This is a genomic window from Nocardia sp. NPDC004068 (genome assembly GCF_042874315.1).
Taxonomy (GTDB): Bacteria; Actinomycetota; Actinomycetes; order Mycobacteriales; family Mycobacteriaceae; genus Nocardia.
In genome coordinates this window covers 46,536-67,588 of sequence record NZ_JBIAMW010000021.1, presented here as the reverse complement: position 1 = coordinate 67,588, position 21,053 = coordinate 46,536, and the positions used below count along the sequence as shown (strand labels likewise).

Here is a 21,053-nt window from a genome sequence, read left to right as displayed (position 1 = left end):
GACAGCCGACAGTCGACCGTCCCCGCCCGGAAGACTATGAGGACAGACGAACATCGACCGTCCCCGCCGGAAAGCCATGGGGACAAGCGACCGTCGATCGTCCCCGCCGGAAGACCATGGGGACAGGCGACCGTCGATCGTCCCCGCCGGAAGACCATGGGGACAGGCGACCGTCGATCGTCTCCGCTGGAAGACGTGGAGACAAGCGAACGTCGATCGCCTGGCCGAAAGGCCATGGGGACAAGGGAACTCAGCCGCACACCCACACCGCGTCGGCGATATTGTCGGCCCAGGGGGGCAGTGTGCCGCGGGTGTTGTCGGCGGTCGAGGCCAGCAACTGCCATTCCTCGCCGGTCCAGTTGTAGATGCCGACGGTCTTGCCGGTGCGGTTCCAGTACGAGGTCAACCGGTCCCCGACACCGCCGTTGCCGATGTCGTGCAGCGCGCAGATCGACTCGACCTGCACGATCATCGGACCGGTGCCGTCGGGACCGTCCCAGCCGCAGAACATTCCGCCCGGGCAGTCGTAGCCGGGGGAGGCCGAGACGGTGGCCGCGGGCAGCGCGGCGGCGGCGAGGGCGCCCACCGCGACGGCGGCGGCGAGCAGCGGGGTGCGGACACGCGAGACAACGGACATGACAGTTCCCTTCGGTTCGGATCCGGCCGAGGCGAATGCGTTGCCGCACTGAGGAATCCCCCCAACTCGACCGTCTGATCACGGTATCGGCCCCGCGACCGAGCCCGAATCCGCCGAACTACTCAACACCGCTACTCACCGCGGCCCGCCCCGGCCGCGTTCTGCGCACACCGCTACTCAGGGCCCCCGCCCGCTGCGCCAGGCCGCGGTCGGGGCACACCGCTAATCGGCAGTCCTCTTCCACCGCGCGCGGGCCGCGATCTGGGCACACCACTACCAGCGCTCCGCGTCCGCTGCACCCCTGCGCGTCAGCACACCGCTACTCAGCACCCCCGTCCGCTGCACCCCCCGCGCGTTCTGCGCACACCGCTACTCAAGGCCCCCGCCCGCTGCGCCCAGGCGCGATCCGACACACCGCTACTCGGCACTCCCCACAGCGCCCGGGCCGTGATCAGGCACACCGCTACTCAGCGTCCCCCGTCCGCTGGGCCCAGGCCGCGATCTGCGCGCGTTTGGTGAATCCGAGCTTGGTGAGGATGTGTTGCACATGGTTCTGGGCGGTCCGCTCGGACAACACCAGGGCCGCCGCGATCTCTCGATTGCTCAGCCCCTGCGCGACCAACCGTGCCACCTCCCGCTCCCGCCGCGACAACCCGTCGCGCTCCTGTGCGGCGGTGTGGAGCTGTTCCAGTCGTCGCACCCATGGCGACATCCCGCGCGCCCGCGCCCCGGGCAGCGCCGCTCGCACCTGGGCGAGCGCCCCGTCGCGATCCCCCTCGCCCAGCAGTACCCCGGCCAGCTCGCAGCGCGCCTCCACCGCGAACCCGGCCGCGCCGCTCCCCTCGCACGCCGCGACCGCCGTCGCGAACAACTCTCGTGCTTCCTTCGAATCCCCCAGCGCCGCAACGCATTTCCCGAGCCACAATTCGACCGGGCCGTGATAGGTGGCGGTGCCGCCGCTGACGCACACATGCGCCCCGCGCCAGGCGGCCAACCGGTCGGCGAAGTATTCGACGTCCTCACGCGCCCCCACGGCCACCGCGATCGCCGCGCCGATCGCCACCGCGACGGTCAGGAAATACGGCGGAATGTCCCACCGCTCGGGCGGCCCCAATCCGCGGTACACGCTCGCCGCCTCCTCGAGCCGCCCGGACTCGGCCAACGGGAACGCGGTGCCCAGTCCGGTGAACAACCGGTTGCGCACCTCCCCGCGCAGCTGCGCGGGCGGCAGTTCCAACGTCTGCGGGAAATGGCCGATGTGGTGGCCGACCATCGTCAGCAGCGACCGATACGCCCCGTATCCGGCGGGCATCGCGACGGTCTCGGCGAGCGCGCGGGCCCGCTCGGCCGTGCGCACCGCCTCGGTCGTCTCGCCGAGCGACTGGGCGTGGGCGGCCTCGGCGACCAGCAGATGCCACCGCGGCAGCGGGCCGCCGGTCCGCTCCACACACCAGCGCAGCCGCGCCAACTCCGCGCCGACCGCGTCGAGGCGGCCGTGCTCGAACAGGCTGTCCACCGTCCACAACCGCCCCCACATCTCGGTGGCCGGACTGCGCGCCGCCGTCCCCGTCTCGGTCATCCGCCGCGCCAGCTCCACCCGCGTCTGCCGGAATTCCGGTGCGGTACAGGCCAATTGACGCGCCCGCAGGGCCGCCACCAACGTCTCGGTATCCCCGGCGTCCTCGACCAGCGCCAAGGCCCGCCGACTCGACTCCTCGACCCCGGTGAGGCGACCCAGATACACCGCCGCCTCCGTGGACCGCGCCAGCAGCCGCGACCGCAACGCATCCGACAACTCGGGGGCGCGCAACGCCTCCGCGCAGCCGTCGTGAATGTCGCGGTCCCACACCAGATCCCCGATCGGTTCGAGCACCAGCATGCTCTCGGCGAGCACCTCCGGCGCGGCGGCCGCGCGCGCCGATCCGGCGGCGGCCACGCAATCGGCGCGCGCGCCGTGCCGATCCCCCGCGGCCAGCCGCGCCCGCGCCCGCGCCAGCAGCAACCGGCCCCGGTCGGTCGCGGCGAGGTCGGCGGCGTGCTCCAACGCCACCCCGTACCAGCGCACCGCCTCCTCGAACGCCGCCTCGCGCCACGCGATGTCCCCGGCCGTGCGCGCCCACCGCACCGCCGGTTCGCGCTGCCCCACCACCGCGGCCTGCGCGTAATGACGCGCCAGCGCCGCCGCGTGCGCGGCCGTCGCCTCCGGGTACAGGTCCTCGATCGCGTGAGCGGCCTTGGTGTGCAACAGGATTCGCTCCCGCAACGGCAGCCCGTCCAGCAACGCCGCGCGCACCAGGGCGTGTCCGAATCGCACCTCGCCCGCCGTGTCGGTGAGTTCGAGCAGGCCCGCGTCGACCGCCTCGTCCACCGCGGCCAGGCAGTCCAGGGCCGGTCGGTCGATCAGCCGCGCGGCCACGGCGATCGCGAACTGGCCGCCCAGGATCGACGCCGCCCGCAGGAACTGTTGCGCGCGCGGCGACAATGTCGCGGTGCGGCCCGCGACCACCGCGCGCAAGGTCGCGGGCACGGTGAGCTCGTCGGAGTTCGTCGCGCGCAGCGCGCGGCCCAACTCCCGCAGATAGAACGGATTGCCCGCCGTCATCTCGTGCGCGCGGGCGGTGAGCGGGTCGGGGATCGGGCGCTCGGCCTCCCCGCGCAGGTACGCCGCCGACTCCGCCGCTGCCAGGCCGTGCAGGGTGAGGGTGTAGGCGTTCGGTTCGGCGAGCAGTTTCGGCTTGATCGCCCGCCAGCCCGGCGCGGCCTCGCCCGGCGCGGCACGTTCGGTGGCGCACACCATGATCGGGCGATCGCGCAGTCGCCGCAGCGCGTGCACCAGCGCCAGCAGCGACGGTTCGTCGGCCCAGTGGATGTCGTCGACGACCAGCAGCACCGCCGTGTCGGCGGGGACGAGCCGATCGGCGAACCGGTCGAACAACGCCACCCGGCCCAACACCGGATCGACGGCATCCAGGTCGTCGAGGTCCACGATCTGGCGGCACAGCCAGAACGGCGGCACATCGGGCAGTTCCGCGGCGCGCGCCCACACCGTGCGCATCCCCCGCCGCCGCGCCCGCTCGGCGAGTTCGCTCGCCAGCCGCGTCTTGCCGATACCCGCCTCGCCCGCGCACACCACCAGCTGCGCCGCCCCGCCGACCGCCAGCTCCAGACGGGCTGCGAGATCGGCGAATTCGCGTGCGCGCCCGATCAACGGCCCCGACACCGATCACCTCCTGCTCCCCACCAGGACGCTACCGGGACGGGTGATCAAACGGCGACCCTCGGAGCGCTGGGTCGCGGCCCGAGCCGTCGGAGCCGGACCGGTGATCGCTTGCGGCCGCCGGGACCACCCGAGCCCCCACTGCCGCCCCGGCGCGGCGGCGGACCGGACGGGGGCGCACCGCGACCCTCGCAGCGCTGGGGCCGCGGTCCGAGCCGTCGGGCGGGACCGGCCATCTCATTGCGGCCCTCGGAGCGCTACGGTCGTCGGCTCGACCGGTCGCGGCGGGACTGGTGATCGCACCGCGACCCTTGGGACGCTTTGGTCGTCGGCCCGATCGGTCGGGGGGTGACCGGTGAGCGCACCGCGACCTGGGGGACGATGCGGTCACGGCTCGAGTGGTCGGGGCGCAAACGGATCACCCGGGCGGGTGGGACAGGTCGTCATCGCGGTAGCTGGTCCACGACGAGCTGCGCCTCGAAGGCGGTGACGGTGTCGTGTGGGCCCGGGGTGATGCCGGTGCGTTCGAATGCCGGGAACAGGCGTTCGGCCGCGAATCGGTCTGCGGCCGTGGCGGATTCCCACACGTCGACCACGTGCAGCGCGCCGTCGCGTTCGCCGACGAGGCTGAGCAGGTTTCCCGCGATCGGTTCCGGTCCCATCGCCTCCTGCACGGCGCGGTACTCGCGCAATCCGATTCCGGGACTGTGGGTGATGTGGATGTAGGGCATGAGCGTTTCCTCTCCGCGCGCCTGACCGATGATCGGGTCAGCGTAGGAGCGGGCGGGCGTGGCGCACGTCCGCCGGAGTACTCACGCGCCCTACTCATTTCGGCCGGAGCGGTGGTTCACGTCGTCGGGTTGACCACCGACCACAGCGGGCCGCCCTCTCCGGAGTCGTCGTCGCAGTCCGCCTTGAACCGATGCAGCCACGGGCTTCCCGAGCCCAGGACGAGCGGGTGCAGGGTGCGGGCGTCCTCGAGGGTCGTGTACTGGACCGAGATCGAATCCATGTTCCAGTTGTCCGGGGTGCTGAAGATATCGGGCTGCCCGGAGGACGAGGCGAGTTCGATCGCGCGGATGTCCAGTGGGCTGACCAGGGTGTCGATGGCGTCCGGGCGCGACCCGAGCGAGATCCGCCCGGTGAAGGTGGAGTTGTTCGGGTGCGGGTCGGAGGTCAACACACCGCTCGCCCGCTGGTCCGACCGGCTGAGCAGGGTCCGGAACGTCACGGTCCCGGAAACGCCGGTGCCCGAACGGATATCGTCACCGCCGACATCGATGGTGACGAAGAGGGTGTCCACGTGGGAGGTGTCGGTCGAGGACAGGGCCTGCCAATCGACGCTGTCGAAATGCCTCCCGCAGTGCGTCGTCGGGGTCGATATCGCCCGCGCGGGACCGGCCGCGACGACCGCGCACGCGCAGACCGACAGGGCGACGAGCGTTTTCTCGATGACGTGACTCGACATGGGGCGACCCTCGTTTCGGTGGACAACCCTCCCCTTCGATGGCGCTGATTCTAGTCCTCGGACACCTCGCTGGACAGCGAAAGGCCAAGGGCGGCAAGCACTTCCATCCGGTTTATTACTCCTGACCGGTCTGTTCGGGCGTCGCGTCGCGGCGCGGTGGATCCGTGATCGGCGTGTTCTGGGCCCCCGCGAGCCACCAGCTGCCGTCCTTCTCGATCAGGAAATACATGGCGATCTCGGAGAACCCGCCCGGCTCGGTGGCGAGCCTGCGGATCTGGGTCAGCACGACCCCGGGCGCGGGCGACGTCGCGCCGACGACGTCGAAGTGTGACGCCGGGGCGACCTGGGCCTTCATCAAGCGGCGGTGGATGGCGTTCAATTCGGCGTAGCCGGTCACCGACGCGCCATAGGGGCTGCCCCACACCACATCTGCCGCGAACGCTGCGTCGTAGCCGTCCGCGTCGCCCGCCGCGCCCGCCTGTTGCAGCCCGGCGGCGAACCGCGCGGCCACCTCGTGTGCCGTGGTAGCGCGCGAGGGATCACCGAGAGTCGGTCGAGTACGCATGCTGTCTTGCTCCCATCGTTGAAAAAGGTCGGTGGCTCCGCGGTCAGTGCAGACTGCCGAGGACGCCGCCGTGGAAAGGGGTGAGTTCGTCGATCCGCCCGGCGAGGACCTTCGCCAGCCATTCGGGATCTCCCAGCAGTGCCCTGCCGATGGCCACGAGGTCGAACTCGTCGCGTTCCATGCGGTCGAGCAGCGCGCCGATGTCGGTGGCCGCGGCCGGGGACATCTGGGGAAATTCGGTGTCGAGGCCCACCGAGCCGACGCTGATGGCGGGTTTGCCGGAAAGCTTCTTGGCCCAGCCCGCCAGGTTGAGGTCGGATCCCTCGAACTCGGGCAGGTGAAAACGCCGGGTGGAGCAGTGGAACGCGTCGGCGCCCGCGTCGGCCAACAGGCCGAGCATGATGTCCAGTTCCTCCGGTGTGTCGGCTATCCGCGCCTGGTAGTGGTTCACCTTCCACTGCGACAACCGGAACGAGATCGGGAAATCGCCGGAGACGCTGTCCCGGCAGGCGGCCACGATTTGGGCGGCGAAACGGGTGCAGCCCACGATGTCGCCGCCGTAGGCGTCGGTGCGCCGGTTGGTGTGGGCCCACAGGAACTGGTCGATGAGATAGCCGTGGCCGCCGTGGATCTCGACGCCGTCGAAGCCCAATGCCTCGGCGGTCGCCGCTGCCGTGCCGTACGCGGCGATCACCTCATCGATCTCCGCGTGGGTCATCTCGCGGCCGGAGTGCGTGCCGTCCAGGGCGAGGCCGGAGGGGCCGAACCGGGGGGCGTCGGGGACCGGCGGATCACCGGCCGAGCGCTCCATGCCGACATGCCACAGCTGCGGCATGATCCGGCCTCCCGCTCGATGGACCGCGTCGGCCACCGCCGACCAGCCCGCCAGCGCGTCCTCGCCGTAGAAGTGCGGGACCCGGGCGCTGTTGCCCGCCGAGTCGTGGCCGATATAGGTGCCTTCGGTGATGATCAGGCCGATACCGGCGGCCGCCCGCCGGGCGTAGTACCGGGCCACGTCGGGGCCCGGCACGCCTCCGGGGGAGAACTCGCGGGTCATCGGCGCCATCACGACGCGGTTGGGCAGCGTGAGGCGGCCCAGGGACAACGGTCGGACCAGGACATCCCTGGCACGGTCGAAAGGGTTGGGGGGCATGGGTTTTCGCTTTCGATTCGGACGGTTCGGGAGTGGCGAGGTCAGACGGCGTACGGGTGGACGCGTCTGGCCTCGCGCAGCGACCGCCCCCACCAGCTGAGCTGATCGAGCATGGCCTTCGCCGCGACATCGCATCCGGGGTCGGACGGCGTGCCGTCGGCACCGAAGACCTCGCCGTAGTTGTGGAAGCTGACGGTGTTGCGGATCGTGACCGCGTGCAGTTCGGCGAGCACCACACGCAGATGCTCGACCGCCCGCAACCCGCCGGCGAGGCCGCCGTAGGAGACGAAGCCGACCGGCTTGGCGTGCCACTGCTCCTGGTGCCAGTCGAGGGCGTTCTTCAACGACGCGGGGAAGCTGTGGTTGTACTCGGGCGTGACGATCACGAAGGCATCGGCCTGGGCCAGCCGCGGCGACACCGCGCCCAGTTGTGCCATGGCCTCCTCGGACAGCGCCTGCCCGAACGCGGGGAAAACGGTCGGCAGGGGCGTCCGGACGAGGTCGATCAGGTCGGCCGTCATGTCCTCGCGCCGAGCGATGTGTCCGGCGATCCAGTCGGCGGCGACCGGACCGAACCGTCCGTCCCGGGTGCTGCCGATGATCACCGCGGTCCGTAGGACGGTGGTCGTCGCGTCAGTCACGACAACCCCTCGGCTGTGTACGTTGTATCCATGAGATACACCGTACACATGGCTGTGTACGGTGTCTACTGGAGTTACGCTGTACACACCAGCCCGCGACGGAAGGAATTCGAGCGATGGCCTCCCAGGAGAGACAGTCGGCGAGCGAGGACCCGGTCTCGCTGTGGGAGCGCATCGAACGGCCCACGCCCGCTCCCCGCGCGACCCTCACCCCCCGACGGATCGCCGAGGTCGCCGTCGCTCTCGCCGATGCCGAGGGACTCGACGCGGTCACCATGCGCCGCCTGGCCACCGAACTCGGCGTCGCCCCCATGGCCGCCTACCGCTACGTCACCGGCAAGGACGAGCTGCTCGAGCTGATGGTCGACTTCGTGTACGGGGAGCTGGATCTGCCCGACGGCACGGACGGCTGGCGCGCGGCCCTACGGTCGGTCGCCCTGCGCGTCAGGGAGGTTCTGCTGGCGCACTCCTGGGCGACGCGGGTGGCGTGCGGCGCGCCGACGCCCAACCAGTTGGCCGTGACGGAGGCGGCCCTCGTGGCGCTCGACGGCCTCGGGCTCGATGTGGACACCGCCATGGCGGTCTACAGCACCGTCACCGCTTACGTGCACGGCGCGGTCGACTCGGAGGTCAGGCTGAGTCGGATGCTCCACGCGCGCGGCTGGTCCACCCGTGAAGAGGCCCGCGCGGGGCTGTCCGCACAGATGACCTGGCTGGTGAACACCGACCGTTACCCGAGGTACGCGCGGTATATCCAGCACGCCGACCGGAAGGACGACGTGCAATGGCAGTTCGAGGTCGGTCTGGACTCGGTTCTCGACGGTATCGCGGCACGGCTGGGTGATTCGACGACCTCGCGGGGATCGGGCGGCGCGGAGGCTACCGCCTGAATCCCTTGTCCTGCACGCCGAATCGGTGCGCGAACCAGATCCGCCGCGACGCCTCCTCCGGGTACGGCCGGGTGACCGGTTCGGCGGCGTAGACGCGCGTCGTGCGCGCCCGCCCGTACGGCGGCCAGCCCGGGTCGCCGGTGGCGGCGAAGGTCAGCCAGTCGGCGCGCATGCGGCGACCGAGGGGAACCGCTTCCCGCTCGGCGCCCGGCAGCGCCGCGCGATGCGCGCGAATCCGCTCGGCGCTCAGCGTGTCGAAGACGAGCAGCACGTCGAGGCTGTGGGAGGCGCCCTCGTCCCGGTTGAACGCCCAGGTGAGCTCGTACAGCCAGGCGCGACCACCGCCCGCGTTCCGGGCGGCGGCCAGATGCAGGCTGGGCATGCGAAACAACCAGTCGGCGTGGATGATTCGCGACAGCTCGGCGGGGGATGTGGTGGGGAACGAAGCCCGATAGCGGTCGCCGCTCTCGGGGGCGAGCAAGGTCACGGCCGCGTCGACGTCGGCCTCGGTGACCTCATGATCCGGGCGGTGGGTGAACAGGCTGAATTCGTCGCGGGTGTGACCGACGAGCAGATCGACGTCACGTGACGAACCGGAAGCCAGTGCCCGCCAGGGGGGTTCGGGGAGGAGTTCGCCGTCCACGATCGGCGAGAACGGTGTTGGAGTCACCGTGAGCGGCCCCCACCGGTCGGCGTACGACGGCAGGGTTCGGATGAGCGCGGTCGTCGCGTCGATGAAGGCGCGAGGCGGTACGTCGGCGCAGTCGCGGACGGTCGCGGCGCGGCCGAGTCGTCCCGCGATCGTGGCGGAGATGTCGGCGGCGAGTGCGGGGGTGAAGAACGTGCCCGGCACGCTCTGCGCGATGGCGCGCCGAAACAGGCCCGCCGCCTTCGGCATCGCGAGCAGGGCCGCGATACAGCCCGCGCCCGCCGACTGACCGAACACCGTGACGCGGCCGGGGTCGCCGCCGAATTCGGCGATATTGTCCCGCACCCAGGTGAGGGCGGCGATCTGGTCGAGGATGCCGCGATTGTCGGGGGCGCCGTCGAGGTGGGCGAAACCCTCCCAGCCGACGCGGTAGTCGATGCTCACCAGCACGACACCGGAGGCGGCGAGGGCGGTGCCGTCGTGGTCGGGGTTGGCCGAGCCGCCCTCGAGGTAGGCGCCGCCGTGGATCCACACCATGACCGGGAGGTCGGCGGTGAGGTCGGGAGTCCAGACGGTCAGGGTGAGGCAATCCGGGTGCGGGACATCGGGTTCGGGGGCTTGGGGGACGGGCGGGGCGAAGCGGGTGGCGTCGCGGATACCGGGCCAGGGGAGCGGCGGGGTCGGAGCGCGGAAGCGGTGCGGGCCGAAGGGGGGACGGGCGTAGGGGATGCCGCGGAAGACGGCGAGGGTGTTCTCCCTGTGGCCGCGGACGGTTCCGGCGGTGGTGGGGGCTGTGGGTGGCGTCATGGGTCCCTATTCGTCTGCGGCGGAGGCTGATTGGTACGGCTGTACCAGCGAGCCCAGTTTCCACCTAGTTTCGTCGCCGTATCGTTTCGTGTGCGGTGACGAAACGAAACGTAACCGAATCACCGGTCGGAGGGGAGATCTCGCAGACCTGACCGCCGATAAGGTTCACTTATCGGCGGTCAGAAGCGCACGGCGACAACCGCTTTCGTTTCGTGTCATTGCGTTGGAATTGACGAAATCAACGCTACGATTCTCCGGTGTCCACCGTTTGCAACTACCCCGGCTGCACCCGACCGATCACGCGCGGCGGCGGCCCCGGGCGGCCCTCGGAATACTGTGACCACCCCGACCACACGCGCTGGCGGGCCTGGCGGGAACGGCAACGGCGGCAGCAGGAGGAGGCCGAGACACCCGCCGCGAACGTCACTGTGACGCAACAGGGTCCGGTGACCGCGGCGCGGGTTCGCGCCGATGAGCTGCTGATCCAGTTCCGCGCCCTCGCCGAGAACCTCGGTTCCACGCTCACCGCCGCCGTGGCCGAGCTGTCCACCCTCGCCGACCCGTCGGTCGCCGAAGCCCAGGTCCAGGCCGTGCAAGCCGACGCCGCGCGGCGCATCGCCGAGGCCGAGATGACCGCCGTGGCCGCCGAACAGGCCCGCCGCGACGCCGAACAGGCCCGCGCCGCCGCCGAATCCGCCGCCGAGGACGCGGCCGCGGCCGCCGACGCGGCCGAGGCCCGCATCGCCGCCGCCCTGCACGACCGCGAGCAGGCGATGGCCGAGGTGGAACGCATCAGCAAACAGGCCGCCGACGACGTGTTCGCCGCCCGCTCCGAGGCCGAGGCCGAGATCCGCACCCTGCGCCGCGAGACCGCCGAGACCATCGAGCGCGCCCGTGAACAGGCCGCCGAGGAGATCGCCCTCGCCCGCCAGAAGGCCACCGCCGACATCGAACGCGCCAAACGCGAAGCGGCCCAACAGATCACCGCCGCGGCCGCCGAACGCGACCTCGCCGTCCAACGCGCCGCCGACGCCGAACGCGCCATCGAACGCGCCGAAACCGCCGTCACCGAACGCAACCAGGCCGTCGCCGACCTGCGCGCCGAACTCGACCGCACCCGAACCGAACTCACCCGCGCCCACACCGAACTCACCGACACCCGCCGCACCGCCGCGGCCGACCTCACCGCCCTGCGCGCCGAATTCGCCACCACCCTCGCCACCACCCAGAAAGACGCCGCCGACCGCCTCGCCGCCCTCGACGACGCCCGCACCCAAACCCTCGTCCGCGCCGAACGCGCCGAACGCCTCCTCGACGAACTCCTCGCCGAGAACCGCCGCGCCGAACGGCCGGCGGCGCACTAGGTTCGCGTGCTGCCGATGATTTCCGCGCCCGCGCCCCGTCCGAACCCTCGAAGGCGGAAGGAGATTCGATGCGCTCGATCACGGCCATCATGTTCACCACGCTCGACGGGGTCGTTCAAGGGCTCGGGCGACCGGACGAGGACACCCGCGGCGGGTTCACTCACGGTGGGTGGAGGCCGCGGTACAACGACGACATCATGGGGGCGGAGATGGCGCGGGGGATGGCCGCCCCGGGTGACATGTTGCTCGGGCGGCGGACCTGGGAGGACTTCGCGCGGGTGTGGGGCCGCGCGACCGACGGCAACCCGTTCAGCGCGCACATGAACGCCGCCACCAAATACGTTGTCTCACAAACCCTTACGAATGTCGACGACTGGCAGAACTCGATCCTGTTGCGCGGCGACGCCGTGCAGACCGTCGCCGAGCTGAAGGCCCGGCCCGGCGGCGATCTGTCGATCAACGGCAGCGCATCACTGGTGCGCGCCCTGCACGCCGCCGGGCTCATCGACCACTACACGCTGCTGATCCACCCGCTGACCCTCGGCAGCGGGACGAAGCTGTTCGACGGCCCCGCCCCGCTGCGCGAATTCGACCTCACCGGCTGCGTCACCACCGGCACCGGCGTGATCATCGCGAACTACTCGCTCAAACGCGCCCGCGCGTAAACGATCATCGCGCCGCGCTGATACTCGGCCAGCCCCGCGGCGATCGCCTCGTAGTTGGCCTTGAACCGCTCGTCGTCGACATACATCGCCGCGAGCCCCTCGTAGGCGCAGCGGTTCGGCGTCCAGAACCGGCACACACCCCGGTAATGGGCGTCGACCTCGGCCTGCACCGCCGGATCGTCCACCGGCGTTCCGGCGACCATGGATTCGGCCATCCGGATCATCGCCGCGGTCATCTCCCGCTGCATCGCCTCGGTGTCGGCGTCGGTCATCGTCGCCACCACCCGCTGCGCCCGCTCGTAGTCCTCCGGCCAGCGTTCGCGCGCCTCGTCGTCGTAACGCGACTGATCGAAACCCTCGAACAGGTTCTCCGGACGGTTGATCTCGACCGCCATCCCGGTCCTCCCTTCCAACTCGGCGATGGTGCGCGCCACGGTATCGGCCATGCGGCCCAACCGTTCCCGCTCGAGGAGCAACCGCTCGTGCTGGCGTTTCAACGCCGCGAGCGTGTCCGGTTCGGAATCGACCGCCTCGGCGATCTCGCCCAGGCTCAGACCCAACTCCCGCAGCACGAGGATCTGCTGCAACCGCAGCAGCTGCTCGGACTCGTAATAGCGGTACCCGTTGACTCCCGAATAGGCGGGCTCGAGCAGACCGATCTCGTGATAGTGCCGCAGCGTGCGGGCGGTGACCCCCGACATCCGCGCCACCTCCGCGATCGACCAGCTCATCGCGTCTCCCATCTGTGTCGCGAGACCGGTCCCTCCGGCCTCGTCATCGACGGTAGAAGTTGCCGTAACGAGAAGGTCAAGCCGCAATTCAGCCCACCCGCGCGGGTGCGATCGGGTCCGCGGTCACCACCACCCGCGCGCCCCCCGCCGGGACGTGGGTGATGTTGCGGACCCGGGCGTGCTCGGCGCCCGCGCCCGGCGGCAACGACAACGCGTGCCGGATGAGGATCTCCCGCAACACCACCGTGCCCTCCAGCACCGAGAACCCCGCCCCGATACAGCGCCGCACCCCACCGCCGAACGGCAGCCACGTGTGCGCGGGCACACCGCCGTCGAGAAACCGCTCCGGACAGAACGATTCGGGCTCGCGATGATTGCGCGGATCGCCGTGCGCGAGCACGATCGACGTCGCCACCACCGTGCCCGCGGGCAACTCCAGCCCGCACAGCGTCAGATCCCTGGTCAGCCGCCGCACCACCCCGCCGATCACCGGCCGCCGCCGCAGCGCCTCCTTGAGCACCGCCTCCAGATACCGGTCGTCGCCCTCGACCGCCGCCCGGCGCGCGCGTCGCTGGATCTCGGGCGCGGCGGCCAGCTCGTGCAGCGCCCACGCCAGCGCCGAGGACGTCGTCTCGTGCCCGGCCAGCAGCAACGTGACCAACTGGTCGCGCAGTTCGGCATCGCTGAGCGGGGCGTCGGCGGGATCGGCGCCCGCCCCGACCGCCAGCAGCCGCGACAACACGTCCGTGCCCGCACCCGGCGCGGCGCGACGACGCGCGATCTGCGCGAACAGCAAGCGATCGAGTTCGATCAGGTTGTCGCCGAAGCGTTTCCACGGACCGTAGCGGCGCAGCCGCTCCGACGTCCAGCCCAGGAACGTGAGCGCGTCCAGATCCACGATGCGCCGCAACCGCGGGGCGAGTTCGGCGCCGCCGCGCTCGTCCACCCCGAACACCACCCGCAGGATCACCGCCAGGGTCAGCTCGTTCATCCGGTCCAACGTCACCACCGTCGACCCCGACTCCCACTCGCGCACATGCGCGGCCGCGACCTCGGCGACCAGATCGCGGTAGCCGCGCAGCGCCGACCCGGTGAACGCGGGCATCAGCAGCCGCCGCGACCGCGCGTGCGCCGCCTCGTCGGTCTGCAACAGCGAATGCTCACCCATCACCGGGCGCAGCAACCGATTCGCCTCGCCCGCATGCAGATCCGCCGGGTCGGCGGCGAAAATCTCCCGCACATGCTCCGGGCGGGAGAACACCACCAGATGTCTCGCGTACGGCGGGGCCATGCGCAGGGTGAACACGTCCCCGTAGCGGCGGGCCATCGCCCGCAGGAACGGGGCGCGGCGCCGGTTGTACAGGACGGTCTGCACGACCGAGGGCAGGCGCGGGCCCGGCGGGTACACGGTGGTCATGGCATTCACGGTAGAGCCGAACACCGCCGCGCCCAACCCCTCGCGCGATCACGGGCACAGGGTGCGCGCCAGCAGGGTCGCCACATCCAGCGGCGCGGCGTCGGGCAGGCCCGTCGCCACCACCGTCACCGCGCGTCCCGCGCTCGTCGCGCCCGCGATCGTCCGGAACCCTTGGATGCCGCCGACGTGACCGACGAACCGTGTGCCGCAAGGCAATTCGGTGGTGATCACGCCCAAGCCGTAGAACAGGCGGCCCGAGTCGTCGGCGGGTATCCCGTCGAGCATCCGTGCCAGCCACACCGGATCGAGCAGCCGCCCGGCCAGCAGCGCGGTGTAGAAACGGTTCGGATCCGCGCCGCCGGATACCAGCGACCCGGCCGTCCACGGGATCGACGGCTCGATTCGGGTGACATCGGTCGGGGGATCGCCGGAGTAGGCGTGCGGGTGCGGGGCGCGCAACTCCACCTCCCCGGGTGCGGGCAGATAGGTGTGAACCAGGTTGAGCGGGGCCAGGATTCGGCGCTGTAATTCCTCGGTGTAGGAGTGGCCGGTGACGCGTTCGATGAGCATTCCGGCCACGATGTAATTGATGTTGGTGTACCGATAGCGGGTGCCGGGCGGGAATTGCGCGGGCATCCGCAACGTCGCGGCAATCTCCTGCTGCGAGGTGACCGTGTGCCCGGCGCGGGCGGCGGCGAATTCGTCGAAGGACGGATCGTCGACCAGTTCGGGGAGCCCGCTGCGGTGCTGGAGGAGCTGGCGGACCGTGATCGCGCGGCCGTCGACGCCGTCGCCGCGCAACAACCCCGGCAGGTAGGTGTCGATCGGATCATCCAGTGCCAGAAGGTTTTCCGCGGCCAGTTGCAGCGTCAGCACGGCGGTGAACGACTTGGTGATGCTGCCGACCCGCACGTACTGGGGGCGGTCGGCGGGCATCGGTGTCCCCGTCGCGGTGTCGGCGGAACCGGCGGCGAGGGTCGCGGTGCGGTCCCCGTCGGTGACCGTCGCCAACGCGCCCACCGCGCCCGCCGCCAGCAGCGAGTCCAACTGCGCGCGCACCGCCGCCAGCCCGTCCGGCGGGGGCGGTGCGGGCGGGACGGGTGCGGGACAGCCGCTCACCAGCATCGCCACCGCCGCCAGGATCGCCGCGGCGGGCGGGAGCAGGGACAGGCGCATGATTCGACGATAGAAATGCCAAGGGCCGCAGCACATCCGGCACAACCCTGAACGGTACCCCGAATCCCACCGGTACGCCGGAAAATGGCAAATGTTCAGTTATTCGAGCGTGCCGGTCATACCATTGATCTATGCCCATCCTGCGAGTCACCGGGCGCACCGAGGTCTTCCTCGGTGACGCCTGGGCGGCGGCACTGGCCGTCGGCTGCGCTTCGGTGGGCCTGGGAGTGGCGCTGCTGGTGTGGCCGGACAAGTCGGTGCGGGTGGGCGAATACCTCTTCGCCCTCACCCTGTTGCTGACCGCGGCCTGGCAACTCGTGGTCACCTTCCGGGCCCGCATCCGCCCCGGACTGCGGGTCCCGCAATTCCTCACCGCCGTACTCACCGTCCTGCTCGCCCTGTGGTGCGCCCGCAGCGGCGACTCCGTCCCCATGCTCGCGATGTGGGTCGGAATGGGCTGGACCATCCACGGGATCATGTCCGCGATCGTCGCCGTCTGGTCCGAGGACGTCCCCGGCTCCGGGCGGCGGGAGGTTCTGGGGCTGCTCACGCTGCTCGGTGGGTTGATCATCGTCGTGTGGCCCATCGACACCCTGACCGCGCTGGCCGCGTTGGTGGGGGTGTGCTCGATTCTGTTGGGGGGCAGCCAGATTCACACCGCCGCGGAGATCGGGCGCGCTGTTCCGAGTGCGCGGCGGGTGCGTGCGCCGCGGTTGGCGGGCGCTCGGGGGCACTGAGGCCCGGCGCCCTGGGGGCACCGGGAGAGGTGCCCTGAGGCGGTCGGGCAGGGACAAGTGGAGGGGGAGCGCCCTGAGGGCAGAGGCTCGTCGAGGGCGGAGGGGGAGCGCATTGAGGGGAGTGGGTATGCCCTGCCCGGTGCCCTGGGGGCGCCGGGCAGGGACAGGGGGAGGGTGCGTGAGGGTGCCAGGCAGGGGCAGGGGAGGTGCCTGAGGGGGCCGGGCAGGGACAGGGAAGGAGAGGGCGGCTGCCTACCCGTCGAGGGAACGGAAGAACTCGCGGATGTCGGTGACGAGTTCGGTGGGGGCCTGGAGGGAGGCGAAGTGGCCGCCGGTGGGGTACTCGGTCCAGCGCACGATGGTGTTGGTCATCGCGGCGAGGCCGCGGACGGCGTGGTCGCCCTGGAAATTCGCGACCGCGGTCGGGACTCCCGAGTTCGCGGGCTTGCTGCCCCACGACGTGCCGGACTCCCGGTAGAGGCGCGCGGCCGAGCCGGCGGTGCCGGTCAACCAGTAGGTCGTGACGTCGGTCAGGATGGCGTCGCGGTCGACGGGCGTCTGAGCGGTGGCGGTCGGATCCCAGTCGACGAACCATTCGAGGTTCCATGCCAATTGGCCGGTGGGTGAATCGTTGAGGGCGTAGGCGAGGGTCTGCGGGCGCAGGGCCATCTGCGTGGCGTAGCCGTTGTGCCCGAACCACCATCGCTGATTCTCGATCGCCTTCGCGCGGTCCGCCTCCGACAACTCGGCGAGCTCCGCGCCGGTGCCGCTCGCCGTCGCGGCGTCGGCGAGCGCGTTGACGTGGACGCCGATGACCTTGTCCGGCGCGACCCGCCCCAGCGCGGGGGAGATGAGGCTGCCGTAGTCACCGCCTTGGGCGCCGTACCGGTCGTAGCCGAGTCGTTGCATCAGCGTCGCCCAGGCGCGCGCGATGCGCGGCACGTCCCACCCGGTGTCGCGGGTCGGGCCGGAGAACCCGAAACCCGGCACCGAGGGGGCAACCACGTGGAACGCGTCCGCCGGGTCCCCGCCGTGGGCCCGCGGATCGGTCAGCGGGCCGAGGATGTCGAGGAAGTCGGCGGGTGTGCTGGGCCAGCCGTGGGTCAGGATCAGCGGGGTCGCGTCGGGCTCGGGGGAGCGCACATGCAGGAAATGGACGTTCTGCCCGTCGATTTCGGTGGTGAACTGCGGGACCTTGTTCAGCCGCGCCTCCTGCTCACGCCAGTCGAAGCCGGTGCGCCAGTACTCGACCAGGTCGAGCAGATAGTCGCGGTCGACGCCGTAGGACCAGCCGACCCCGGGCAGGGCGTCGGGCCAGCGGGTGCGGGCGAGCCGATCGTTCAGTTCGTCGAGATCGGCCTGCGGAATGTCGACGCGGAAAGGGACTGTCCCGGAGGGTGTTTCGCTCATGGCACCAGCCTCTCTCCTGTGTAGGACAGATCCCGTCCTACACATGCGGCATGATCGAATCATGTCCGAATCCCCACCGGCGCGGCTGCTGCGGCTGCTGTCGCTGCTGCAAACGCATCGAGACTGGACGGGAACCGAACTGGCCCACCGACTCGACGTCAGCACCCGCACCATCCGCCGGGACGTGGACCGACTGCGGGAGCTGGGATATCCGGTGCACGCGGTGATGGGACCGGTCGGGGGATACCGGCTCGGCGCGGGCACGACGCTGCCGCCGCTGCTGTTGGACGACGACGAGGCGGTGGCCGTCACGCTGGGCCTGCAGACCAACGTCACCGGCAATATCGCGGGCATCGAGGAGACGTCGCTGCGCGCCCTCACCAAAGTGGAACAGGTGCTGCCCACCCGCCTGCGCCACCGCGTCGACGCGCTGCGGGTCGCCGTGGTCGCCATGCCCGCCCGATACGACCAGGGCTCGGCTGTGGACCCCGACTCGCTCACCGCGATCTCCGCCGCCATCCGCGCCGCCGAGGTCCTGCGCTTCGACTACCGCAGCCATACCGACCAGGACACCCGCCGCGCCGTCGAGCCCCACCGCATCGTGCACTGGGGCCACCGGTGGTACCTCGTCGGCTGGGACCGCGACCGCGACGACTGGCGCACCTTCCGCATCGACCGCATGGCGTTGCGGACACCCAACGGCGGACGCTTCACCCACCGCCCGTCCCCCGACGGCGACGTCGCCGCCTATCTCCGCCGCGCCATGGGTTTCACCATGTGGCCGTACCGCTCGGTCCTGCGCGTCCACACCCCCGCGGAGGACCTCGCCGGGCGCGTCGAAGGCATCGTCACCCCCATCGACGACCACACCTGCCGACTCGAAATGGGTTCGGACTCCTACCCTTTGGTCGTGCTGGCCGTCGGCATGCTCGACGTCGAATTCGAGGTCGAATCCCCGCCCGAACTGGTGACCCACCTGCGGACCTTCGCCGACCGGTTCGACCGCGCCGCGCGTCGATGGCGGACCTGACGGCGGCACCCGCGGACAGGACAATGGGGACTCCCCCGCGCGGTGCCGGGGTTTCGGCGGTGGGAAGGGGCTACAGTCGGCGGCTGTCGTTGCCGTCTGCGAGGGGAATGCCGATGTCGTTGTCTCGTCGAGGGTTCATCGCCGCCACCGCGGCCGCGGCCGCCGTCGTGGGGGCCGGGCGGGCGAACGCCGAGACCGCCGTGTTCACCCCCGGCCAGCCGGAATATCTGCGAGCGACGCTGCGGGGATACAACCGGCGATTCGCCGCGCAACCGGTCCGGGTGTGCGCGCCCACCACTGCGGAGGAGGTGCGAATCGCGGTGGGGCAGGCGGTATCCGACGGATTGCGGGTCGCGGCGCGCTCGGGTGGGCATTGTTTCGACGACTTCGTCGACAACGCCGAGACGAAGGCGCTGATCGATCTCGAGCGGATGAGCGAGGTCCGATGGGACGAGCGCTATCGCGCCTTCTCCGTCGCCGCGGGCACCGAACTCGACACCGTGTACCGGGCGCTGCACCCCTACGGGGTGACCGTGCCCGCGGGCATCTGCAAGGGCGTCGGCGCGGGCGGGCACATCGCGGGCGGGGGGTACGGGCCGCTGTCGCGGCGGCACGGACTGGTCGCCGATCACCTCTACGGGGTCGAGGTCGTCACCGTCGACGCCGAGGGCCGCGCCGCGCTCACCGTCGCGACCGCCGACGGACCGAACCGCGAGTTGTGGTGGGCCCACACCGGCGGGGGCGGCGGCAATTTCGGGATCGTGACCCGATACCTGTTGCGCTCCAACGGCTCCGACGGCGCCGACCCGCGCACCGCGTTGCCGCGCCCGCCCGCTTCGATGCTCACCACCCGGATCATGCTGCCGCTCACCACCGAGGACGCGTTCGTCCGGTTCCTCGGCAACTACCTCGACTTCTTCCACCGCCACCGCGACCCCGGCAACCCCTTCGCCGGACTGTACGCCCCGCTCAGCGTGCGCCCCACCCTCACCGGATCGATCGAGGTGCTGGTGCTGCTCGACGCCGACGCCCCCGACGCGCAGACGAAACTCGACAGCTTCGTCGCCGCGCTCACCGACGGCGTCCCCGTCCCGCCGCTGATCGAACCCGCCACCCGCGCCTCATACCCCGAGACCGTCGAGCAGGTCTACTACCCGAAGGCCCCCGTCCCGCCGCGCGTGAAGATCAAAGCCGCCTATCTGCGCCGCCCCTACACCGTCGAGCAGCTGCGAATCTGCTACCGGCACATGGTCGATCCGACCGTGATCGGCGAATCCGAACTGGAACTGCTGCCCTTCGGCGGGCAGATCAACGCCGCCGCCCCCGGCGCGACCGCCATGCCCGCCCGCGACGCGTTCATGAAGATGCTCATCCACGCCGCCTGGCGGCTGCCCTCCGACGACGAGCACCTCGTCGACTGGGCGCGCCGCTTCTACGGCGAGCTCTACGCCGCCACCGGCGGCGCCCCCGTCCCCGACGACGCCAACGGCGGCAGCTACATCAACTACCCCGACCCCGACCTGGCCGACCCGCGCTGGAACACCTCCGGCGTGCCGTGGCACGTCTTCTACTACGGCGCGGGATATCCACGGCTGCAACAGGTCAAGGCCGCCTGGGACCCCGGCGACCGGTTCCGTCACCAGCTGTCGATCGCGCTGCCCTGACTCACACCAACGCCAGCACCCGGCACGGGCCGCCCGTGCCCCCGGCGTGGGTCGGCGCGCCGATCACCACGCTCGCCCCGATCGGCGGGACCGTGTCGAGCCGCGCGAGCATCTCCACCCCGTAGCGGCCCGCGCCCAGCACCGCGGTGTGGACGCCGTATTCGCGGTCCGCGGCCCGGTCCAGGCTGAGGGTGTCCACCCCGAGTCCGACGATATTCCGTTCGCGCACAAGGTGATTCGCGGTCGTCGCGTGGAAGCCGGGGGCGTGCGGGGTGCCGCCCGGGTCGAGATTGACGAATGCCCCCGGCGTGGCCAGGCGTCGTTCCCAGCCGGAGAACATGGCCACGAACGCGCGCTCGGGAATCCGGCCGTGCCGGTCCTCGAACGCCTCGACGTCGGCGACGGTCACCATCGCGTCGGCGTCGGTGTCGGCGCGGGCGCTGATGTCGAGCACCACCAGCGGCGCCACCAGATCCGCGGCCGGGATCCGGTCCACGCTCGCCCCGCCCGGCACCCGATGCAGCGGCGCGTCGATGTGGGTGCCGGTGTGCTCCCACAGGATCAGGCTCTGCTGGGCGAACCCGCCGAGCTCGTGGCGGGCCACCGGCGCGGCCAGCAACGGCGGATTGCCCGGCCACACCGGCAGTTCCGGGGTCAGTGTGTGGGTGAGATCCACCACCGACTCCGCGCTCACCGCCGCCGAGGTCGCGGCCGAACCCAACGCCACCACACCGGCCGCGGCGAACAATCCGCGGCGGGTGAGTCGCGCGAGGGCCTGCTCGTGGGCCACGCGGACGATCCGAGGTGCGCACATGGTCGCCGCAGCTTACGC

19 protein-coding genes are annotated in these 21,053 nt (G+C 71.1%); 6 read left to right on the top strand and 13 right to left on the bottom strand.

Going from position 1 to position 21,053, the window contains the following annotated elements; translation table 11 throughout:
* Window positions 1–250 precede the first annotated feature (250 nt).
* The 7 genes from ACFYTQ_RS34945 to ACFYTQ_RS34915 form a co-directional block, all read right to left on the bottom strand.
* A complete protein-coding gene (locus ACFYTQ_RS34945) occupies window positions 251–637 on the bottom strand; it encodes a peptidase inhibitor family I36 protein (RefSeq protein ID WP_387370155.1) in 387 nt (128 codons plus the stop codon).
* Window positions 638–1,100: 463 nt separating this feature from the next.
* Window positions 1,101–3,857, bottom strand: a complete 2,757-nt coding sequence (locus ACFYTQ_RS34940) for an ATP-binding protein (protein WP_387370153.1) — start codon at window positions 3,855–3,857, stop codon at window positions 1,101–1,103.
* 440 nt (window positions 3,858–4,297) lie between these two features.
* On the bottom strand, window positions 4,298–4,585 hold the full coding sequence (locus tag ACFYTQ_RS34935) for a hypothetical protein (protein WP_387370151.1): 288 nt from the start codon (window positions 4,583–4,585) through the stop codon (window positions 4,298–4,300).
* Between the two features lie 116 nt (window positions 4,586–4,701).
* Window positions 4,702–5,322 (bottom strand): hypothetical protein, encoded by a 621-nt coding sequence (locus ACFYTQ_RS34930; protein ID WP_387370149.1) that lies wholly within the window; start codon window positions 5,320–5,322, stop codon window positions 4,702–4,704.
* A 115-nt stretch (window positions 5,323–5,437) separates the two neighbouring features.
* A complete protein-coding gene (locus tag ACFYTQ_RS34925; RefSeq protein WP_387370148.1) occupies window positions 5,438–5,887 on the bottom strand; it encodes a DUF4440 domain-containing protein in 450 nt (149 codons plus the stop codon).
* Window positions 5,888–5,930: 43 nt separating this feature from the next.
* Window positions 5,931–7,040 (bottom strand): NADH:flavin oxidoreductase, encoded by a 1,110-nt coding sequence (locus ACFYTQ_RS34920; RefSeq protein ID WP_387370146.1) that lies wholly within the window; start codon window positions 7,038–7,040, stop codon window positions 5,931–5,933.
* A gap of 41 nt (window positions 7,041–7,081) precedes the next feature.
* Complete coding sequence (locus ACFYTQ_RS34915) at window positions 7,082–7,681, bottom strand: NADPH-dependent FMN reductase (RefSeq protein WP_387370144.1); 600 nt, start codon at window positions 7,679–7,681, stop codon at window positions 7,082–7,084.
* A 116-nt stretch (window positions 7,682–7,797) separates the two neighbouring features.
* On the opposite strand from ACFYTQ_RS34915, the gene ACFYTQ_RS34910 reads away from it, so the two are divergent.
* The gene (locus tag ACFYTQ_RS34910; protein ID WP_387370142.1) at window positions 7,798–8,571 is read left to right on the top strand and encodes a TetR/AcrR family transcriptional regulator; all 774 of its coding nucleotides are present in this window, start codon (window positions 7,798–7,800) and stop codon (window positions 8,569–8,571) included.
* Here ACFYTQ_RS34910 and ACFYTQ_RS34905 read toward each other — a convergent pair.
* Entirely contained in the window at window positions 8,561–10,027 is a 1,467-nt protein-coding gene (locus tag ACFYTQ_RS34905) for a carboxylesterase/lipase family protein (RefSeq protein ID WP_387370139.1), read from the bottom strand. The genes ACFYTQ_RS34910 and ACFYTQ_RS34905 overlap by 11 nt on opposite strands.
* Window positions 10,028–10,284: 257 nt before the next feature.
* Between ACFYTQ_RS34905 and ACFYTQ_RS34900 the strand changes: the two genes are divergently transcribed.
* Window positions 10,285–11,391 carry a hypothetical protein gene (locus ACFYTQ_RS34900; RefSeq protein ID WP_387370136.1) on the top strand — a complete coding sequence of 369 codons (1,107 nt, stop codon included), beginning with the start codon at window positions 10,285–10,287 and terminating at the stop codon, window positions 11,389–11,391.
* Window positions 11,392–11,459: 68 nt separating this feature from the next.
* Complete coding sequence (locus ACFYTQ_RS34895) at window positions 11,460–12,056, top strand: dihydrofolate reductase family protein (RefSeq protein ID WP_387370134.1); 597 nt, start codon at window positions 11,460–11,462, stop codon at window positions 12,054–12,056.
* Here ACFYTQ_RS34895 and ACFYTQ_RS34890 read toward each other — a convergent pair.
* The 3 genes from ACFYTQ_RS34890 to ACFYTQ_RS34880 all read right to left on the bottom strand — a co-directional run bounded on the left by ACFYTQ_RS34890 (window position 12,029) and on the right by ACFYTQ_RS34880 (window position 15,380).
* The gene (locus tag ACFYTQ_RS34890; protein WP_387370131.1) at window positions 12,029–12,787 is read right to left on the bottom strand and encodes a MerR family transcriptional regulator; all 759 of its coding nucleotides are present in this window, start codon (window positions 12,785–12,787) and stop codon (window positions 12,029–12,031) included. The genes ACFYTQ_RS34895 and ACFYTQ_RS34890 overlap by 28 nt on opposite strands.
* 88 nt (window positions 12,788–12,875) lie before the next feature.
* Entirely contained in the window at window positions 12,876–14,204 is a 1,329-nt protein-coding gene (locus ACFYTQ_RS34885) for a cytochrome P450 (RefSeq protein ID WP_387370129.1), read from the bottom strand.
* Window positions 14,205–14,252: 48 nt separating this feature from the next.
* Window positions 14,253–15,380: a serine hydrolase domain-containing protein gene (locus ACFYTQ_RS34880; RefSeq protein ID WP_387370127.1), complete on the bottom strand. Its 1,128-nt coding sequence runs from the start codon at window positions 15,378–15,380 to the stop codon at window positions 14,253–14,255.
* Between the two features lie 131 nt (window positions 15,381–15,511).
* Between ACFYTQ_RS34880 and ACFYTQ_RS34875 the strand changes: the two genes are divergently transcribed.
* Window positions 15,512–16,117, top strand: a complete 606-nt coding sequence (locus tag ACFYTQ_RS34875; RefSeq protein WP_387370125.1) for a DUF308 domain-containing protein — start codon at window positions 15,512–15,514, stop codon at window positions 16,115–16,117.
* Window positions 16,118–16,369: 252 nt separating this feature from the next.
* Here ACFYTQ_RS34875 and ACFYTQ_RS34870 read toward each other — a convergent pair whose 3' ends face one another.
* Complete coding sequence (locus ACFYTQ_RS34870) at window positions 16,370–17,527, bottom strand: epoxide hydrolase family protein (RefSeq protein WP_387370122.1); 1,158 nt, start codon at window positions 17,525–17,527, stop codon at window positions 16,370–16,372.
* Between the two features lie 61 nt (window positions 17,528–17,588).
* Between ACFYTQ_RS34870 and ACFYTQ_RS34865 the strand changes: the two genes are divergently transcribed.
* Together ACFYTQ_RS34865 and ACFYTQ_RS34860 are read left to right on the top strand one after the other, a co-directional pair.
* A complete protein-coding gene (locus tag ACFYTQ_RS34865; RefSeq protein ID WP_387370120.1) occupies window positions 17,589–18,557 on the top strand; it encodes a helix-turn-helix transcriptional regulator in 969 nt (322 codons plus the stop codon).
* Between the two features lie 113 nt (window positions 18,558–18,670).
* Entirely contained in the window at window positions 18,671–20,221 is a 1,551-nt protein-coding gene (locus tag ACFYTQ_RS34860; RefSeq protein WP_387370118.1) for an FAD-binding oxidoreductase, read from the top strand.
* Window position 20,222: 1 nt separating this feature from the next.
* On the opposite strand, the gene ACFYTQ_RS34855 is transcribed toward ACFYTQ_RS34860, so the two are convergent.
* Window positions 20,223–21,035 carry a cyclase family protein gene (locus tag ACFYTQ_RS34855; protein ID WP_387370116.1) on the bottom strand — a complete coding sequence of 271 codons (813 nt, stop codon included), beginning with the start codon at window positions 21,033–21,035 and terminating at the stop codon, window positions 20,223–20,225.
* Window positions 21,036–21,053: the final 18 nt, after the last annotated feature.

Bases quoted from the DNA above. Each gene is read 5' to 3' on its own strand.
- ACFYTQ_RS34870 (WP_387370122.1), bottom strand. From the start codon at position 17,527: ATGAGCGAAACACCCTCCGGGACAGTCCCTTTCCGCGTCGACATTCCG.
- ACFYTQ_RS34890 (WP_387370131.1), bottom strand. From the start codon at position 12,787: ATGAGCTGGTCGATCGCGGAGGTGGCGCGGATGTCGGGGGTCACCGCC.
- ACFYTQ_RS34855 (WP_387370116.1), bottom strand. From the start codon at position 21,035: ATGTGCGCACCTCGGATCGTCCGCGTGGCCCACGAGCAGGCCCTCGCG.
- ACFYTQ_RS34885 (WP_387370129.1), bottom strand. From the start codon at position 14,204: ATGACCACCGTGTACCCGCCGGGCCCGCGCCTGCCCTCGGTCGTGCAG.
- ACFYTQ_RS34895 (WP_387370134.1), top strand. From the start codon at position 11,460: ATGCGCTCGATCACGGCCATCATGTTCACCACGCTCGACGGGGTCGTT.
- ACFYTQ_RS34930 (WP_387370149.1), bottom strand. From the start codon at position 5,322: ATGTCGAGTCACGTCATCGAGAAAACGCTCGTCGCCCTGTCGGTCTGC.
- ACFYTQ_RS34865 (WP_387370120.1), top strand. From the start codon at position 17,589: ATGTCCGAATCCCCACCGGCGCGGCTGCTGCGGCTGCTGTCGCTGCTG.
- ACFYTQ_RS34910 (WP_387370142.1), top strand. From the start codon at position 7,798: ATGGCCTCCCAGGAGAGACAGTCGGCGAGCGAGGACCCGGTCTCGCTG.
- ACFYTQ_RS34935 (WP_387370151.1), bottom strand. From the start codon at position 4,585: ATGCCCTACATCCACATCACCCACAGTCCCGGAATCGGATTGCGCGAG.
- ACFYTQ_RS34920 (WP_387370146.1), bottom strand. From the start codon at position 7,040: ATGCCCCCCAACCCTTTCGACCGTGCCAGGGATGTCCTGGTCCGACCG.
- ACFYTQ_RS34905 (WP_387370139.1), bottom strand. From the start codon at position 10,027: ATGACGCCACCCACAGCCCCCACCACCGCCGGAACCGTCCGCGGCCAC.
- ACFYTQ_RS34875 (WP_387370125.1), top strand. From the start codon at position 15,512: ATGCCCATCCTGCGAGTCACCGGGCGCACCGAGGTCTTCCTCGGTGAC.
- ACFYTQ_RS34925 (WP_387370148.1), bottom strand. From the start codon at position 5,887: ATGCGTACTCGACCGACTCTCGGTGATCCCTCGCGCGCTACCACGGCA.
- ACFYTQ_RS34880 (WP_387370127.1), bottom strand. From the start codon at position 15,380: ATGCGCCTGTCCCTGCTCCCGCCCGCCGCGGCGATCCTGGCGGCGGTG.
- ACFYTQ_RS34945 (WP_387370155.1), bottom strand. From the start codon at position 637: ATGTCCGTTGTCTCGCGTGTCCGCACCCCGCTGCTCGCCGCCGCCGTC.
- ACFYTQ_RS34860 (WP_387370118.1), top strand. From the start codon at position 18,671: ATGTCGTTGTCTCGTCGAGGGTTCATCGCCGCCACCGCGGCCGCGGCC.